This window comes from Pseudoxanthomonas yeongjuensis, from assembly GCF_010093345.1.
Taxonomy (GTDB): domain Bacteria; phylum Pseudomonadota; class Gammaproteobacteria; order Xanthomonadales; family Xanthomonadaceae; genus Pseudoxanthomonas_A; species Pseudoxanthomonas_A yeongjuensis.
The window spans coordinates 430,711-446,772 of sequence record NZ_PDWT01000001.1; the positions used below are offsets into that span (position 1 = coordinate 430,711).

The 16,062-nt window shown below is 64.6% G+C and carries 18 protein-coding genes and 1 pseudogene; 10 read left to right on the plus strand and 9 right to left on the minus strand.

The features are described from left to right. Position 1: 1 nt before the first annotated feature. Positions 2-547, minus strand: a complete 546-nt coding sequence (locus CSC74_RS02055) for a YaeQ family protein (protein WP_162312755.1) — start codon at positions 545-547, stop codon at positions 2-4. 58 nt (positions 548-605) lie between these two features. On the opposite strand from CSC74_RS02055, the gene CSC74_RS02060 reads away from it, so the two are divergent. Continuing rightward, positions 606-1,502, plus strand: a complete 897-nt coding sequence (locus CSC74_RS02060) for a pseudouridine synthase (RefSeq protein ID WP_246192909.1) — start codon at positions 606-608, stop codon at positions 1,500-1,502. Here the strand turns inward: CSC74_RS02060 and CSC74_RS17400 are convergent. Then, positions 1,499-1,660, minus strand: coding sequence for a hypothetical protein (locus CSC74_RS17400; protein ID WP_170865771.1), 162 nt, complete (start codon positions 1,658-1,660; stop codon positions 1,499-1,501). The two genes, CSC74_RS02060 and CSC74_RS17400, sit on opposite strands and share 4 nt — an antisense overlap. A 275-nt stretch (positions 1,661-1,935) precedes the next feature. On the opposite strand from CSC74_RS17400, the gene CSC74_RS02065 reads away from it, so the two are divergent. Together CSC74_RS02065 and CSC74_RS02070 are read left to right on the plus strand one after the other, a co-directional pair. Beyond that, entirely contained in the window at positions 1,936-2,145 is a 210-nt protein-coding gene (locus CSC74_RS02065; protein WP_093279947.1) for a cold-shock protein, read from the plus strand. A gap of 95 nt (positions 2,146-2,240) precedes the next feature. Then, on the plus strand, positions 2,241-3,800 hold the full coding sequence (locus tag CSC74_RS02070; protein WP_162312757.1) for a protein adenylyltransferase SelO: 1,560 nt from the start codon (positions 2,241-2,243) through the stop codon (positions 3,798-3,800). A gap of 97 nt (positions 3,801-3,897) precedes the next feature. Here CSC74_RS02070 and dbpA read toward each other — a convergent pair whose 3' ends face one another. From dbpA to CSC74_RS02090, 4 genes are all read right to left on the minus strand, one after another. After that, positions 3,898-5,283: an ATP-dependent RNA helicase DbpA gene (gene dbpA / locus CSC74_RS02075; RefSeq protein ID WP_162313685.1), complete on the minus strand. Its 1,386-nt coding sequence runs from the start codon at positions 5,281-5,283 to the stop codon at positions 3,898-3,900. A gap of 75 nt (positions 5,284-5,358) precedes the next feature. Next, positions 5,359-5,796: a barstar family protein gene (locus tag CSC74_RS02080; protein ID WP_162312758.1), complete on the minus strand. Its 438-nt coding sequence runs from the start codon at positions 5,794-5,796 to the stop codon at positions 5,359-5,361. After that, the gene (locus CSC74_RS02085) at positions 5,793-6,314 is read right to left on the minus strand and encodes a ribonuclease (protein WP_162312759.1); all 522 of its coding nucleotides are present in this window, start codon (positions 6,312-6,314) and stop codon (positions 5,793-5,795) included. Before CSC74_RS02085 ends, CSC74_RS02080 begins: the two co-directional genes overlap by 4 nt. Before the next feature lie 7 nt (positions 6,315-6,321). Continuing rightward, positions 6,322-6,777: a hypothetical protein gene (locus CSC74_RS02090; protein ID WP_162312760.1), complete on the minus strand. Its 456-nt coding sequence runs from the start codon at positions 6,775-6,777 to the stop codon at positions 6,322-6,324. 175 nt (positions 6,778-6,952) lie between these two features. Here CSC74_RS02090 and CSC74_RS17510 point away from each other — a divergent pair. Next, a pseudogene (locus CSC74_RS17510) lies at positions 6,953-7,006 on the plus strand (hypothetical protein); the annotation flags it as partial. Between the two features lie 257 nt (positions 7,007-7,263). On the opposite strand, the gene CSC74_RS02100 reads toward CSC74_RS17510, so the two are convergent. Continuing rightward, positions 7,264-8,043, minus strand: coding sequence for an endonuclease/exonuclease/phosphatase family protein (locus CSC74_RS02100; protein WP_162312761.1), 780 nt, complete (start codon positions 8,041-8,043; stop codon positions 7,264-7,266). A gap of 118 nt (positions 8,044-8,161) precedes the next feature. Beyond that, the gene (locus tag CSC74_RS02105) at positions 8,162-9,922 is read right to left on the minus strand and encodes a M14 family metallopeptidase (RefSeq protein WP_162312762.1); all 1,761 of its coding nucleotides are present in this window, start codon (positions 9,920-9,922) and stop codon (positions 8,162-8,164) included. Between the two features lie 111 nt (positions 9,923-10,033). Here CSC74_RS02105 and CSC74_RS02110 point away from each other — a divergent pair, with 111 nt between their 5' ends. From CSC74_RS02110 to CSC74_RS02120, 3 genes are all read left to right on the plus strand, one after another. Continuing rightward, entirely contained in the window at positions 10,034-11,668 is a 1,635-nt protein-coding gene (locus tag CSC74_RS02110; protein WP_425501400.1) for a POT-type proton-dependent oligopeptide transporter, read from the plus strand. Further along, entirely contained in the window at positions 11,668-12,285 is a 618-nt protein-coding gene (locus tag CSC74_RS02115; protein ID WP_162312764.1) for a rhomboid family intramembrane serine protease, read from the plus strand. Before CSC74_RS02110 ends, CSC74_RS02115 begins: the two co-directional genes overlap by 1 nt. Before the next feature lie 112 nt (positions 12,286-12,397). After that, complete coding sequence (locus tag CSC74_RS02120; RefSeq protein WP_162312765.1) at positions 12,398-13,150, plus strand: hypothetical protein; 753 nt, start codon at positions 12,398-12,400, stop codon at positions 13,148-13,150. 126 nt (positions 13,151-13,276) lie between these two features. On the opposite strand, the gene CSC74_RS02125 is transcribed toward CSC74_RS02120, so the two are convergent. Further along, positions 13,277-13,489 carry a hypothetical protein gene (locus CSC74_RS02125; protein WP_162312766.1) on the minus strand — a complete coding sequence of 71 codons (213 nt, stop codon included), beginning with the start codon at positions 13,487-13,489 and terminating at the stop codon, positions 13,277-13,279. A 208-nt stretch (positions 13,490-13,697) separates the two neighbouring features. On the opposite strand from CSC74_RS02125, the gene CSC74_RS02130 reads away from it, so the two are divergent. The 3 genes from CSC74_RS02130 (at position 13,698) to cfa (ending at position 16,034) form a co-directional block, all read left to right on the plus strand. Beyond that, on the plus strand, positions 13,698-13,976 hold the full coding sequence (locus CSC74_RS02130; RefSeq protein WP_162312767.1) for a GNAT family N-acetyltransferase: 279 nt from the start codon (positions 13,698-13,700) through the stop codon (positions 13,974-13,976). A gap of 119 nt (positions 13,977-14,095) precedes the next feature. Then, the gene (locus tag CSC74_RS02135) at positions 14,096-14,881 is read left to right on the plus strand and encodes a DUF3298 and DUF4163 domain-containing protein (protein WP_211369565.1); all 786 of its coding nucleotides are present in this window, start codon (positions 14,096-14,098) and stop codon (positions 14,879-14,881) included. A 19-nt stretch (positions 14,882-14,900) separates the two neighbouring features. Continuing rightward, a complete protein-coding gene (gene cfa / locus CSC74_RS02140; RefSeq protein WP_162312768.1) occupies positions 14,901-16,034 on the plus strand; it encodes a cyclopropane fatty acyl phospholipid synthase in 1,134 nt (377 codons plus the stop codon). Positions 16,035-16,062 lie beyond the last annotated feature (28 nt).

The window sequence follows — 16,062 nt, forward strand, 5'->3', positions numbered from 1 at the left end:
CCTACTTCGCCGCCTGGCGCACCAGGGGCCGGACCTCCACGGTCACGTCGCCGCCCAGTACCTGCACTTCGCCATCCTGGATCATCACGTTCAGGCGCATGCCGCGGGCCATCAGTGCGGTGAGCGCGGACACGGTTTCGGCGGCGATGTCGATCACGGTCAGGTTGCTGTTGCGTGCAAGCGAGTTCGAGTTCTTTTCCCACCAGATGTCCGCGCTGCGGCCCGAATAAGTGACCACGACCGCCCGCCGTGCGCGGCCGCAGGCCTTGCGGATGCGCGCCTCCTCCGGCTGGCCCAGGTCGATCCACAGGTCTATTTCGCCGGTGAGTTCCTTCAGCCAGAGATCCGGCTCGTCGTCCTGGCTCAGGCCACGGCCGAATTCCAGCCGTTCCTCGGCGAACAGGGCGAACGCCAGCAGCCGCACCATCAGGCGCTCGTCGGTTTCGGAAGGGTGCTGGGCCACGGTCAGGTTGTGCGTGGCGTAGTAGTGGCGGTCCAGGTCGCTGATCTGCAACTCGGCCTTGACCACAGTGGATTTGAGCGCCATGGAGGTGCCTGGAGGAAAGGTCGGCCATGATACGGCCTTGCTCCACGGAAGCCTTGCCTTGTCAGATTGCGTCATCCCGGCCGGAGAGGAAATTGCCAGCGCACTGCAGCTGCCGCCGGGGCAGTGGCCTACCTTGCTGGATGGCTTGTGCGCCCGTTTCCCGCGCATCGGCCGCGAGCAATGGCAGGACAGGTTCGCGCGCGGCCGGGTACTGGATGCGGAGCGGCAGGTGTTGTCCGCCGATGCGCCTTATCGGGTGGGCAGGACCATCCTTTATTTCCGGGAAGTCATCGATGAACCAGTAATCCCCTTCGAGGAAACCCTGGTCCATGTCGATGAACACCTGGTGGTGGTCGACAAGCCGCATTTCCTGCCGGTGGCGCCCACCGGCAGGCATGTGCGGGAAACATTGCTGACCCGGCTGGTCGGCCGCCTGGGCATCAGGGAACTGGTGCCGCTGCACCGCATCGACCGCGATACGGCCGGCCTGGTGCTGTTTTCAGTTCGTCCTGATAGTCGCGGTGCGTATCAGGAACTGTTCCGCCGGCACCGGATCGAAAAACGCTACGAAGCGGTGGCGCCCGCCTTGCCCGGATGTGTTTTCCCTCTGTTGCGCGAGACCCGCCTGGTCAAGTCCGAGCCTTTCTTCCGCATGCAGGAAGTGGAGGGCGAGGCCAATGCACGGACCCTGATCGAGGTCCTGGCAGGGGAAGGGGAATGGTGGCGGTATGCGCTGTTCCCGGTCAGCGGCCGCAAACACCAGCTCAGGGTGCACATGGCCGCGCTGGGGGCGCCGATCCGGAACGACCCGTACTACCCCGGGCTGACAGTCCCGGCCTCCGGCGACTACTCCCGGCCGCTGCAGCTGCTGGCCAAGGGGCTGTCCTTCGTGGACCCGTTGACTGGGCTGGAACGGGAGTTCGAGAGCCGGAGGGAGCTGGAGGCAGCTACCTAGCGGCCACCGCCGGAGGAGGGGTCGGAACCGGCCGGCGGCGCATTCTCGGCCTGCCCGGGCTCCCGCGTGGCCTGCTTCTTGGCCAGTTTCTCGTCCTGCTTCTTCTTCTTGGCGATCTCGCGCTGCTTCTTTTCGAACGAATAATTGGGCTTGGCCATGGGCTTCTTTCCGGGAGGGGCCCCCAGTTTAGGCCAAACCGGCCCGGCGCCGGTCATGCCCGGTCAGGGGTGGTTGGGCGGGGGGATTGGCTTTTCCGGGAAAAGGTGTGTAGTGTGCGCGGCACTGTGTTTGCTTGGGTCACCGTGAATCGTGGCCTGATGCAGTCGATCCAAAACGATCAGCTACATCTTTCCGCTTTGCTTAACACCTGCAACTCAGTCTCGGCACGGATCCCCGGCCGTGATTTTTTTCATCCGTTTCAGGAGTTTCAAAGATGTCTGACCGTCAAACCGGTACCGTCAAGTGGTTCAACGATGCCAAGGGTTTTGGCTTCATCACCCCGCAGAGCGGCCCGGACCTTTTCGTGCATTTCCGCGCGATCCAGGGTTCCGGCTTCAAGTCGCTGCAGGAAGGCCAGAGCGTGAGCTTTGTCGCCGTGCAGGGCCAGAAGGGTATGCAGGCCGACGAAGTGCAGCCGCTGTAATAGCGACCGCATAGCTCGTTACCGACGCCGGGGCTTGCCCCGGCGTTTTTGTCTGCGCGGCAGTAATTCGTGTCGCTGGCGCGTAGCCTGTACCGATGAAACCGCTGCTGTTCGATAACCGCTTCATCGCCGGCCTCCCCGCGGATCCGGTATCGGGGGGCGGTGTGCGCGAAGTGCGCGATGCCCTGTATTCGCGGGTGGCGCCGATCCCGGTCGCGGATCCACGCTTGTTGGCCTGGTCCCGGGAAACCGCCGCCTTGCTCGATCTGGATGAAGCGGACGTCACTTCACCCGAGTTCGCCCGGATCTTCGGCGGCAACGCCTTGCTCGAAGGCATGCAGCCTTACGCCGCCAACTATGGCGGCCACCAGTTCGGGCATTGGGCCGGGCAACTCGGCGATGGCCGGGCCATTTCCCTGGGCGAAGCGGTCAATGCCGCCGGCCAGCGTTGGGAATTGCAGTTGAAAGGGGCAGGGCCCACGCCGTATTCGCGCCATGCCGATGGTCGCGCCGTCTTGCGTTCCTCGATCCGCGAATTCCTGTGCAGCGAAGCCATGCATCACCTGGGCGTGCCGACCACGCGCGCGCTGAGCCTGGTGACGACCGGCGAAACGGTGGTCCGGGACATGTTCTACGACGGCCATCCGCGGGCCGAGCCCGGCGCTATCGTCTGCCGTGTGGCGCCTTCATTCCTGCGTTTCGGCAACTTCGAACTTCCCGCATCGCGCGGGGAACTGCCGCTGCTGCGACAACTGGTGGACTTCGCTATCCGCCGCGATTTCCCGGAATTGCAGGGCGAAGGCGAAGCGCTCCATGCGCAGTGGTTCGCCAGCGTCTGCGAGCGCACCGCGGTCATGATCGCGCACTGGATGCGGGTCGGCTTCGTGCACGGGGTGATGAATACCGACAACATGTCGATCCTGGGCCTGACCATCGACTACGGCCCCTACGGCTGGATCGACGACTACGATCCCGACTGGACCCCCAACACCACCGACGCGCAGGGCCGCCGCTACCGTTTCGGCTGGCAGGCCAAGATCGCCTACTGGAACCTGACCCGACTGGCTGCGGCGCTTTCTCCGCTGTTCGCCACTCCAGAGCCATTGCAGGAAGGGTTGCAGCGCTATCGCGAAGTCCATGCTGCGGCGGAGCGCGACAACATCGCGCGCAAGCTGGGCCTGGCGGAGTGCGGCGACGACGACATCGCATTGATGGAGAAGTTGCACGCGCTGCTGCATGCGGGCGAAATGGACATGACGATCTTCTTCCGCAACCTGGCTGATGTGGACCTGTCCATGCTGGGCATCGCATCGTTGGCGGATGCGTTCTACGACGCGGGCAAGCGCGATGCGATAGAACCCGCATTGGCCGACTGGCTCCAGCGCTATGCGCGGCGGGCGGCGGACGATCCGTTGGACATCGAAGCCAGGAAAGCCAGGATGCGTGCGGCCAATCCGCGTTACGTGCTGCGCAATTACCTGGTCCAGCAGGTGATAGACCGGGCCGAGGCTGGCGATGAGTCCGGGATCGCCGAGTTGCTGGAAGTGATGCGACGGCCCTACGACGACCAGCCCGGCAACGAACGCTTCGCGCAACGGCGGCCGGATTGGGCGCGCGACCGGGCCGGGTGTTCGATGCTGTCCTGCAGTTCCTGACCCGGAGTGGTAGGAGCCACGCAAGTCGCGAAGTCCGCACGGTTTGAGGTTACGGACTTGGCGACTTGCGTCGCTCCTGCATTGCATTCTTTGGGATTCAGATCTTGCGCACGCGGAAGTTGCGGCCCTTGATCTTGCCGGCATCGAGCCGCGCCAGCGCGTTGTTGGCCTGGTTGCGCACGATGGCGACATAGGAACGGGTGGCGAAGATGTCGATCTTGCCGATGGAGCTGGCCGGCAGGCCCGCGTCTCCGGTCAACGCGCCGAGGATGTCGCCCGGGCGCAGCTTGTCGGTGCGTCCGGCGTCGATGCGCAGGGTCGCCATCGCCGCGGGCGGCGCGCTGCGCGCGGCAGGAGCCACCGCGACCGGTTTCTTCCAGCGCAACGGCACGCCTTGTCGCTCTTCGAGCGCATGCGCGCGCGAGATCTCGCGCGGGGTGACCAGGCACAGGACTTGGCCGCCATTGCCGGCGCGGCCGGTACGGCCGATGCGGTGCACGTACACGTCGGGATCGGTCGGCAGTTCGTAGTTGATCACGGTGGCCAGTTCGTCGATGTCCAGTCCGCGCGCGGCCACGTCGCTGGCCACCAGCACGTTGCAACTGCGGTTGGCGAAGCGCACCAGCACCTCGTCGCGGTCGCGCTGCTCCATGTCGCCATGCAGGGCCAGGGCGGTGAAGCCGAAGTGCTTCAGCGACTCGGCCACTTCGTCGACGTCGCGGCGGGTATTGCAGAACACCACGCTGGATTCGGGGCGCTGCTCGAACAGCAATCCGGCCAGGGTGGTCTGCTTGCGCGACAGTTCCACCTCGTAGAAGGTCTGCTCGATTACGGGTTGCTCGGCCACGCCGCCTGCGGTGACCTCGAGCGCATCGCGCATGGTGTTGCGGCCGATTCCACGGATGGCCTCGGGGAAGGTCGCCGAGAACAGCAGCGTCTGCCGCTCCTTCGGGGTCTTGCCGACGATTTCCCGGATCGCTTCCTCGAAGCCCATGTCGAGCATGCGGTCGGCTTCGTCCAGGACCAGCGTGCGGATGCCGCCCAGGTGCAGGACTTTTTTGCGCATCAGCTCCTGGATGCGGCCGGGGGTGCCGACGACCACGTGCGGATCATGGGTCAGCGAAGCCAGTTGCGGCGCCAGCGGCATGCCGCCGGTCAGCACCAGCACCTTGAGGTTGGGAATGCCGCTGGCAAGCTTGCGCAGCTGCTTGCCGACCTGGTCGGCGAGTTCGCGGGTGGGGCACAACACCAGCGCCTGGGCGCGGATCAGTCCCGGGTCGAGCCGCTGCAGCAGGCCCAGGCCGAAGGCGGCGGTCTTGCCGCTGCCGGTCGGCGCCTGCGCGATCACGTCGCGCCCGGCGAGGATCGCAGGCAGGCTTTCGGCCTGGATCGGGGTCATCTGCGTGTAGCCAGCGGCTTCCACGCCCTGTTGCAGTCCGGGCGACAGGCCCAGGCTGGCGAAGTCTTTGTCGTCGTCGGTCATGTCGTTTTCAGTCATGCGCCATGATCGCAGCATCGCGCTGAACTGCGTAGGCCTGGCGGCGGATGAGTGGCGCGATCAGTCCTCGAGTTCGACGAAATCCCGTTCGCGCAGAGCCAGGAAGGCCCAGAACGGGACCTCGCGCGCCTTCCATGCCTGGTTGGCTTCGTCGAGGATGCTGACCAGCGTGTCGAAATCCTCTTCGTCCTCGTGATGCAGTTCGCCGGCGCCTTCGAACAGCAGGACATAGCCGCCGGCCGGCATCCAGTTGAGGTCGCGGAGGCAGTCCGACAGCGCGTCCCAGTTGCGGCTGGAAGTGGTCGGGAACTCCATGGCCACGGCGATGCGCAACAGCAGGGTGGCCTTGTTGGCGCAGCCCATCAGGTCGACATGGCAGGGCAGCAGGCCGGCATCGTGCGCGGCCGCGCCCAGCACGTTGAGGTCTTCGTTGGTGACGAAGAAGACGCCGGCGCGCGCGGGATCGTCCAGCCCCAGGTCAAAACCGGACTGGGTCATCGCGCCACCTGGAAACTGCGGAACGTGTCGTAGTGGTCATCGGTGTAGTAGTAGGTGACGGGCGGTTGCCCGCCGGTGACGATGCGGCGCGTGCCGCGATGGCTCAGGCCAGGGGTATCCACGGTGTACTCGTGGTAGTAGCCACGCGGTTTGTCGGGCAGGCGCCGTTCGCGATTGCCGAACACGCTGCCGTCCTGCGGATACGGGAACGGTCCGCCGCGTGCGATCAGGCGCAGCGTCCCGTGCGCTTCCGGCGGCAGGAAGACGGGCAGAGTGTCGGCGGGTCGACCGGCGTCGTTTCCGTTTCCGTTTTCGCTTTCCGCTCCGGGCAGAGGCAGTGGCTTGATCTGCCTGTCGCTGCCGGAGATCGTCGAAGATGTGGCTTCCTGCGCAACCGTCGGCTTCTGCGTCCGTTGCTGCTGCCAGAACCAGCCGGCCAGCAGCACGACCAGGACCAGGGCGATGAGCCCCGGCTTGCGCGCGGTGGATCGGTTGCGGGAACGGGAGCGACGGGTCATCTGGTTTTCATTCCTGCAGGAAGCGGCCGCAGCCCGTGTAGGTCTTGTCGCCGACGTTGAGCTTCGCGGAGACCGGATAGGTCTCATCGCTCATGCCGTCGCTGCAATCCCCGCGCTGCAGTCGCAGTTTCACTTCAACGCCATCGCCGGTCGTGCCCATGTAACCCGTGGCTGCGGCGAGCGGCTGTGCGTGTGCGACGTCGATCCTGCGCTCGCCGTAATCCAGCTCGGCATGCAGTGCGGGAGTTTCGCCGGTACCGACCTCCACCAGCCAGCCCGGCTCGTTGCCGATGCCGCGGAAGAAGATGCCGCGCGTCCTGGCCTGTTCCCAGGGCGAAGCCTGTGCGGTCGCGGGAGCCGAAGGTTCCGCAGGCATCGGAACGGCCCCGGTGGAAGGCGACTTGTCCGAAGTGCAAGCGGACAGCGCGATGGCGCCGATCAGGAGCAGGGCGCGTGCATTCATGCGGATACCCTCGGGGGAAAGGAGCGCGCGGGAAGGACCGGCATGGTCGCCCGCCAACGGCCGGTAGTAAAGTGCCGCATTCACAGTCGAGCGTTGCCATGTCCGACCCCGACCCGCGTATCGATGCCTATATCGCGAAAAGCGCCGGCCCATCCTGCGGCATCTGCGCAGCCTCGTGCACGGGGCCTGCCCGCAGGTAGAGGAAAGCATCAAGTGGGGTGCGCCGTCCTTCGGCCATGCGGGTGGAATCCTCTGCGGGATTTCGATGCCTTCGGCCCCGGTGCTCGTCGCGAATACATGCAATGGATCATCGAAGCTAAGCGCGACGAAACCCGGCGGCGCCGCATCGCCCAGGCGGTCGAGTGGATGGCGGAGGGCAAGCAACGCAACTGGAAATACCAGAGTTGTCGAGGGCGTTTGTGGGAGGGGCGTCAGCCCCGGTGCTTTCCGTCGGACTCCGTCGGGGCTGAAGCCCCTCCTGCAACTTCAGTCCTTGCCAGCGGATTGGAAACGCAGGATCGCCAGCATTCCATAGTGGTCCGACGCCCAGGTGCCGTCGGCATCGGCCTGGTTGAAGATGACCTGCGACGAAACCGGGGTGAACTCGCCGCGCTGGTAGAAGACATGGTCGATGCGCTTCGGCGCGTAGTACTTCAGGTTCAAGGTGCTGCTGGAAACCGGGTCGGCGTCGGGATGCTGGCTGCCGTAGGTGTCGATGAAGCCGCCGTGCAATGAGGTCAGCTCCGGGGAATCTGCAGTCGCATTGAAATCGCCGGCGACGATGCTGGCAATGCCTTCGGAGGTCGCGGCGATGTACTGGAGCAGGTCGGCCACCTGTTGAGCGCGGATCGGGCCGCCCTGGTCGGTCCAGTGCAGGTGGGTGACATAGACATTCAGCGCACGCCCGTCCAGGTCGATGCGCAACAATCCTGCCGTACGACTGTCGTCCAGCGGACGCAGGCGTTGTTCGCCGCGTAGCAGGACGGGATGGCGGGTGAGGATCGCGTTGCCGTAGCGCATCGGCTTGCCGGGCGGGTCGGTGCTGACGAAATGCCAGGCGTATCCCAGCTGACCGGCGAGCCACTCGGCCTGGTTGACCAGGCCTTCGCGCTGGATCACTTCCTGCAGCGCGATTACGTCGGGCCGTTCCCGCTTGAACTCCTCGACGATCTGCACGCGCCGCCTGGGCCAGTCGTCCTTGTCGTGATAGAGGTTGAGGGTCGCGATCTTGAGCGTGCCGTGCTCCGGAGCGTCGGTTGCGGGCATGGTCCGGCATCCATTCAAGAGGATGAGCAGGAAGAAGAGGGAGATGGAAATTTTCATGAGGGCCGACTCTCCCGCGCCAGCTTTGCGGATCCGGGCAAGCCCGGATCTGCAGCGATCGTCAATCCGGAACAGCATCGGTCCGCATCACCGGGTACAGGTTGTAGCGCTCATCCCAGGAAGAATGCAGCCGGTAGAAGAAGTCGAGGCGCGCCTGCGGGTCCTTGGCGAACGCCGCGTCCTCGGCGACGCGCTTCTCGAACCGCGCCTTCAATGCGGGATCCTTGCCCAGCATCTCCCGCGCCACGTCCTCGGCCACGTAGTCCTCCATGTATTCCTTGCGCTCGAAGGCATTGTTGAATTCGCCCCAGCCGGCCAGCGAATCCGGGGCCAACGGTTCCAGGATCGACATCGCCAGTTTCGACTTCGGCTGGGTGATGGGGACGAACAATGCGCCATCGCCGATGTCGCGGGTTTCCGCTTTCCACTCGCCTTTCAAAGCCATGCGCTGGTGGCCTTCGACGGATGCCGCGGCCGGCGTCGCCTCGCTGGCGCGGAAGGTTTCGACCGCCGCCCGGGGTTGCGCGGAGATTGTGCGGAACTCGATGCCGTGCTGTTTCAGCTTCGCGCCTACCCACGCCGCATGGGCCGCAGGCACCAGGTATCCGGCGGCAGGCGGCACCACGCTGACGCTGGGTTGCACGTTGTCGCGCAATGGAACCTTCCAGACCTGCGGCCTGCTTTCGTCATAGCGCGTCATCAGTGCGCCGGACACTTCCGAGGGCGTGCGCGTGTACTCGTAGCCGCGGAAATCCACCAGGTGCGATTCCTTGCCCGCGGCATAAGCCAGGGGTACCGCAAGCTTGCCGGGATGGCTGGAACGCGCATCGGCTTCATGGGCGACCCGCAGCCATTGCCGACCGTGCTGCGCCACCTGTTCCAGCACCGAGACGATCGCGTTGCGGGTCACCCGCACGCGTACCGGATAGGTCTTCCACGAATGGGTTTCCACCAGCATGCCCATGCGGTTGCGCAGCCAGAAGTAGCCATGCGAAAAACGTGGCGGCGCCACACCGTCCTCGAAGCCCGAAGCGGGGTCGTCATAAACCACGAACGAAGGATAGTAGGGCAGGGGGAGCGAACCCTGTGCGGCAAGATCGGCGAGCACTCCGTCGCGCCAGGCGCGGCCGGCCTTGCGCAATTCCGCATCGCCGGCATGCAGCGGTTCGACCTGGAGGGAGACATCGTGCTCGAACTTGGCGCCATCGGTGACGTGCAGGTCGACTTCGACCAGCGGGTCCCATTCGTTGACCAGGCCCAGCATCGCCTGCATTTCCGGCGCGTCGGCCTTCACGTAATCGCGGTTGAGGTTGTAGCCCTGGGCGGTGGTGCGCCAGCCCATCTGCTCGGGCCCGCGCTGGTTGGGACGGTTCCAGGCGCCGAAGCGCTCGTGGCCGTCCACGCTGAACACCGGCACGAACACCCACACCAGTCTGTCCAGCGCGCCCTTCGCGACCTTGCCTTCCAGGATCTCGCGCAAGGCCAGGAAGCCTGCGTCCTTGCCGTCGATTTCGCCGGAATGGATGCCGCCCTGGATCAGGACCACGGGCAAACCACGTTCGCGCGCACCGGCGGCATCCAGCGTACCGCTGGTGGAGGCGACCAGGGCCTTCATCGGCCGGCCTTCGGGCGAGGTGCCGAAATCGATGCAGCGCACCGATTCCGGGTAAGCCTTGGCGAAGGAATCGCAGAGCGCGATCACCTCGGCGTAGCGTCCGGTCTGGACGAAGCCGGAGCGCTCGGAAACCGTGCTCAGCGCGTCGTCGCTGGCGTGGGCGGGAATACTGAATATGAGCAGCGAGAACCAGATCAGTTTGGACATGGGCGGCTTTTCAGGAGGATTCGGGACCAATGATGCACGTTGCGGGCCCGCGCCGCATCAGCCGGGAACATCGATCGGCAGTGGGTCCATGGGTTACCCTTCCTGAAATCAATGCAGGAACACCGTATGAACCCGACCGCCGGAGCGCAACCCGCACGCTTGCCGCGACAAGTCCCCTACATCATCGGCAACGAGGCCTGCGAGCGCTTCAGCTTCTACGGGATGCGCAACATCCTGGTCCAGTTCCTGGTCAGCAGCGTGATCCTTGCCTATCTGCCGGAGGCGGATCGCCAGGGCGCGGCCAAGGATGTGTTCCACAGCTTCGTGATCGGGGTGTATTTCTTCCCGCTGCTCGGCGGATGGTTGTCGGACCGGTTTTTCGGCAAGTACGACACCGTGCTGTGGTTCTCGCTGATCTACTGCGCCGGCCATGCCTGCCTCGCGTTGTTCGAGGACAACCGCAACGGCTTCTACACCGGCCTGTTCCTGATCGCGCTGGGTTCGGGCGGGATCAAGCCGCTGGTGGTCTCGTTCGTCGGCGACCAGTTCGACGAGTCGAACAAGAGCATGGCCAAGGTCGTGTTCGATTTCTTCTACTGGATCATCAACTTCGGCAGTTTCTTCGCTTCGCTGCTGATGCCGCTGTTCCTGCGCAGCTACGGCCCCGCGGTGGCCTTCGGCATCCCGGGCGTGCTGATGTTCATCGCGACCCTGATCTTCTGGCTGGGGCGCAGGCAATACGTGCGGGTGCCGCCCACGCGCGGCGAGGATCCCGATTCGTTCTTCAACGTCGCACGCACCGCACTGACTACGCGCGTCGAGGGCCAGGGCAGCGCGGGCCTGCGGGTAGTGCAGGCTGGCATGGTGCTGGCGGTGGCAATGCTGCTGTGCTGGGCATTCAAGCCCGGTTTCTGGCCGGAGGATTTCGGTTTCGTCATCACCGCCTGCCTGGCGCTGGGCGCGTTGATCGCCTTTGGCGGCATCGGCGTGTCGATGCAGCTCGAACGCGCCCGTGGCCGCCATCCCGATGCCGCCATCGACAGCGTGCGTTCGGTGCTGCGGGTGATCATCGTGTTCGCGCTGACCACGCCGTTCTGGTCGTTGTTCGACCAGAAGGCCTCGACCTGGGTGCTGCAGGGCAAGACCATGATGGTGCCGCACGACCAGTGGTGGTGGCCGAGCTGGCTGGTCAAGGAAGCCAGCCAGATGCAGGCGCTGAATCCGTTGCTGGTGATGGCCATCATCCCGTTCAACAACCTGGTCCTGTACCCGGCGCTGCGCCGCTGGGGCTTCGAGCCGACCGCGCTCAGGCGGATGGGCTGGGGCATCGCGTTTTCCGGCGTGGCCTGGATCGTGGCGGGCATGATCCAGCTGTCGATAGACGGCGGGGATCCGGTGTCGCTGGCGTGGCAGATCGCGCCGTATGCGCTGCTCACCTTCGGCGAGGTATTGGTCTCCGCGACCGCGCTGGAGTTCGCCTACAGCCAGGCCAGCCAGGCGATGAAGGGCGTGATCATGGCGTTCTGGTACCTGGCCAGCACCTTCGGCAGCCTGTGGGTGCTGCTGACCAACGCGGCGGTGCGCAATGAAACGGTCATTTCGAGGATCGCGGGCACCGGGCTCAGCGAGAACGCATTCCTGATGTTCTTCTTCGCCCTGTTCGCCTTCGTCGCGGCGGCGGTCTTCGCGCTGTATGCGCGCAGCTACCCGATGCAGGACAACTACCGTGCAGCAGGAGCGGTCTGATGCAATCCCCCGTCACTTACGCATTGATCGCCATCACCTGCCTGGTGTCGTGGCTGGCCTTCAACAACCGCAAGCTGGCCGACCGCCTGATCCTGTGGCCGCCGGCGATCGACAAGCACAAACAGTACGACCGGCTGGTGACGTATGGATTCATCCATGCCGATTTCATGCACCTGCTGTTCAACATGATGACGCTGTATTTTTTCGGCCGGCAGATCGAAATGCTGATGAGCGGTCTGGTCGGCGTTTGGGTGTATCCGGTTTTCTACATTTCCGCGCTGGTGGTTTCGATCCTGCCGACCTATCTCAAGAACCAGCACAACCCCAATTACTTGAGCCTGGGCGCGTCCGGTGCGGTCTCGGCGGTACTGTTCGCCTTCATCCTGGTCGCGCCCTGGCAGCTGATCTTCGTCTTCTTCATCCCGTTGCCGGCGATCGTTTTCGCGGTGCTCTACGTGGGTTACAGCATCTGGATGGACCGGCGCGGCGGCGATCGCATCAACCACAGCGCGCATCTAGCGGGTGCGGCTTACGGCATATTGTTCATGCTGCTGATGGATGGAAGAGTGCTGGGGCATTTCCTGCAGCAACTGTTGAATCCCTCGCTCGGCGGTTGAAGGCCGATCGTTCGCGATCACCGGATCTGAATGTTCCGCATGCTATCGATTGATGCATGTGAAGTGATTCATGTGCATCGACTCGTGGAAAACGGACCGGAGGTCGTGAACGATGGCTACCCGCAGCACACGCAAGCCTGCCAGTAAGGCCACAAGGAAGGTCGCCAGGAAGACTGCCGACAAACCTGCTGCTCCGCGAAAGACAGCCAAGGCCTCCTCCGCCAGGAAGCCGGTGGCGCGCAAAGCAGTGAAGAAGACGATGGCCTTGAAGGTCGCGGGCAAGAAACCCGCAGCCAAGAAAGCCGTCAAGAAGGCGATCGCCAAGAAAGCCGTGGGCAAGAAGGCCGTGGCCCGGAAAGCCGCAGGAAAGGAGGCGATTGATCCGGCATTCACCCGGCGGCTGAGGACAGTCACGAAACCGCCTGCAGCGAAGCCTTCAGCCAAGAAAGCGCCTGTAGCCAAGAAGGCGGCGGTCAGGAAGGAAGCTCCCAAGAAAACGGCTTCCAAGAAAACAGCCGTCAAGAAAGCGGTCGGCAAGCTCGCTACCGGGCCGGCCACGACCAGAACTGCTCCCACAGTGCGCAAGACACCGGCAAGGAAGGCAGCTCCACGCAAGCCGACGCCTGCACAGGCACTGGCCAGGACGAAAGAACTGCTGGCGCAGAAACAGGCGCATGACCGCGAGGTGCAGCCATGGCAACAACTCGATCCACAGCATGCGCACGTGGCCGGGCAGGACCATCAGTCGGTGGTTGCGGCCGACAAGGCAACGGAGCTGCACGCGGCGGAAAGCAGGATGAAGGCGATCCAGGGCAGCATCGGCACGCAGGATCGCCACAACCAGGGCAAGCGCGATAATCGCTGATGCCTTGCGTCGGATCGAAGTTCACCTGGAGATAAATCGACGCAGGCGGTCGATGCCGCCCGCGTCCGGACCTGTGGTCAGGCCTCTTGTTGCTTTTTCATGCGCCGGTGGAGGCGGCGCGGAAGATCAGTCCATCATGCTCTGCGGATTGGCCACGGCATGCATGCCCATGTCCACGCTGTTGTACGAGGACAGCAGGCGCTCGTACACGGCATTGTTCAGGCGCTCGAATTCCCAGTCATCGGTGTGGCCGGTGACGGCGAGCTGGTACAGGCCTTCCAGCAGGGTGAAGTCGCTGGAAGTAGCGTTGTTGCTGATGGTTGCGTCGTCAAGGCTCATGCCGTTCCCCGTTTGTTTAACTCGTGGGAGGGATAAAGCAGTAATCGTGCCAACTCCGGGAAGGCGTCCGGAAAGCCTTGTGGAAGGGGTGCAGGCGCCGGATCGCCGGCTGAATGTGACGTGCAACGTCCAGTTATGCCGCCGCCCGCGACCGCCCACGGCAAAATGGCAGAGTCAGGCAACCCCCCCACCTATCGGAGATCCCGCCATGTCCATCCAGATCAGCCACGACCCCGCTTCAGGACGTTTCAGCGCCCGGCTGGACGGCCACGAGGCCGAACTGGTCTATCGCCGCCAGGGCGGGCGCCTGCTCATCGACCACACCGGCGTGCCGGAAGCCATCGGTGGGCGCGGGGTGGCGGGGGAACTGGTCAGGTCCGCCCTGGACTACGCCCGTGCCGAGGGCCTGCGGGTAGTGCCGCTATGTTCCTATTCGGCCGAATATATCCGGCGCCATCCCGGATACGCCGATCTGGTCGATGCCTGAGCGTGGCGGCTTGTTGCGTCGCGGCATAGACTGTATGCCTCATTGGAAGGAGCCTGACCGTGCGATCCCTGTTGAACCTCGCCTTGCTGAAGCCCGCCCTGCTGGTATCGGTCGTCCTGATGGCAGCGGCGTGCAAGCGCGAAGCCGATGTCCCGGCAGCGCCGGCCCCCGCGCAGACGGTTCCGGCTGATACGGCTACCGGCACCGTCGCCGCGGTCCCGGAGCTCAAGGACGTCATCGAGACCACCGAGGGCTACATCGTCGGCATCAGTTACCCGCCGACGATCAACAAGTATCCCGGCCTGGCCCAGGCCGTTTCCGCCTATGCCGATGCCGCCCGCGCGGAGTTGATGCAGGCCGTCGCCGGTTTCGGCAACGACAAGCCTTCCGCGCCGTACGAGTTGTCGCTGAGCTTCGAGCAACTGGTGGAAACGCCGGAACTGGTCGCGGTCGCCGCCGATGGCAGCCGTTATACCGGTGGCGCCCATGGCGAACCGCTGGTGGCGCGCTTCGTCTGGTTGCCAGCGCAAAACAAGCTGTTGACCGCCAGCGAACTGGTCCCGCGGGTGGAAGGCTGGGCGGCCATCGCCACTTACATCCGCGAGCAGCTGCACACCAGCGTATCGGTGCGTGCGGATGCCGACGAAATGCCGCCCGAAGAACGCCTCGAGTTCGTGCGCACAGCCGACAAGATGATCGACGAAGGTACCGCGCCCGATGTCGCCAACTTCGCCGCTTTCCAGCCGATCGTCGATGCGCAGGGCAGGATCACCGCATTGCGCTTCGTGTTCCCGCCCTACCAGGTCGGGCCGTACGCCGACGGTACCCAGACCGTCGATGTGCCCGCCGCGGTCCTGTTGCCGCACCTCGCGCCCGAATATACCGGGCTGTTCGCGAAACCCTGACGGCGACCGGTCGCAGGCCATGCCGCAGCAACGCTTCCAGAAACGGGTCGGCGATCTGCTTGCGGGAGCGGACATACGCGTGGACGGCGAGCGTCCCTGGGACCTGCAGGTCCACGATCCGCATTTCTACGCTCGGGTCCTGGGGCAGGGTTCGCTGGGTCTGGGCGAAAGCTACATGGACGAGTGGTGGGATGCGGAATCGCTGGACGGGTTCCTGTTCCACCTGCTCGCCGCCCGGCTGGACCAGCGCGTGCATGGCGCCGGCGAAATCTGGGATGCCCTGCGCGCGCGCCTGCTCAACCTGCAGACGCGCGACCGCAGCCGTGAGGTCGGCGAGCGCCATTACGACCTGGGCAACGATCTTTACGCCGCCATGCTGGGCAAGCGCCTGGTCTACAGCTGCGGTTACTGGACCCAGGCCGACGGCCGCGTGCTCGACGGCCTGGACGCGGCGCAGGAAGCCAAGTTGGACCTGGTCTGCCGCAAGCTGCGGATGCGGCCGGGCATGCGCGTGCTGGATATCGGTTGCGGCTGGGGCGAGGCGCTGAAATTCGCCGCCGAGCGCTACGGCATCAGCGGAGTGGGGATCACCATATCGAAGGAGCAGGCCGATTACGCGCGCGACCTGTGCAGCGGCCTGCCCATCGAGATCCGGTTGCAGGACTATCGCGAACTCGATGAGCCGTTCGATGCGGCGTTCTCCATCGGCATGTTCGAGCATGTCGGGGTGAAGAACTACCGCGGCTACATGGAAGTGGCACGGCGCTGCCTGGCGCAGGGTGGGCTGTTCCTGCTCCACAGTATCGGCACCAACCGTTCGGTCAACCATACGGATCCGTGGATCGGACGCTACATCTTCCCTAATTCGATGCTGCCGTCCGCCGCGCAGATCGCGGAAGCGGTGGAGGGTCTGTTCGTGATCGAGGACTGGCACAACTTCGGTACCGACTACGATCGCACCTTGCAGGCCTGGCGCGACAACGTGGAGCGCGCCTGGCCGTCGCTGCCCGCGCGCTACGACCAGCGCTTCCGGCGCATGTGGCGATACTATCTGGCCGCCTCGATGGCGACGTTCCGCATCCGCAATTCGCAGTTGTGGCAGGTGGTGCTTTCGGTGGGCGGAGTGAAGGAAGGCTATCTGGCGCCACGCTGAAGCGGCTTCCTTCATGGTCCATGAATCA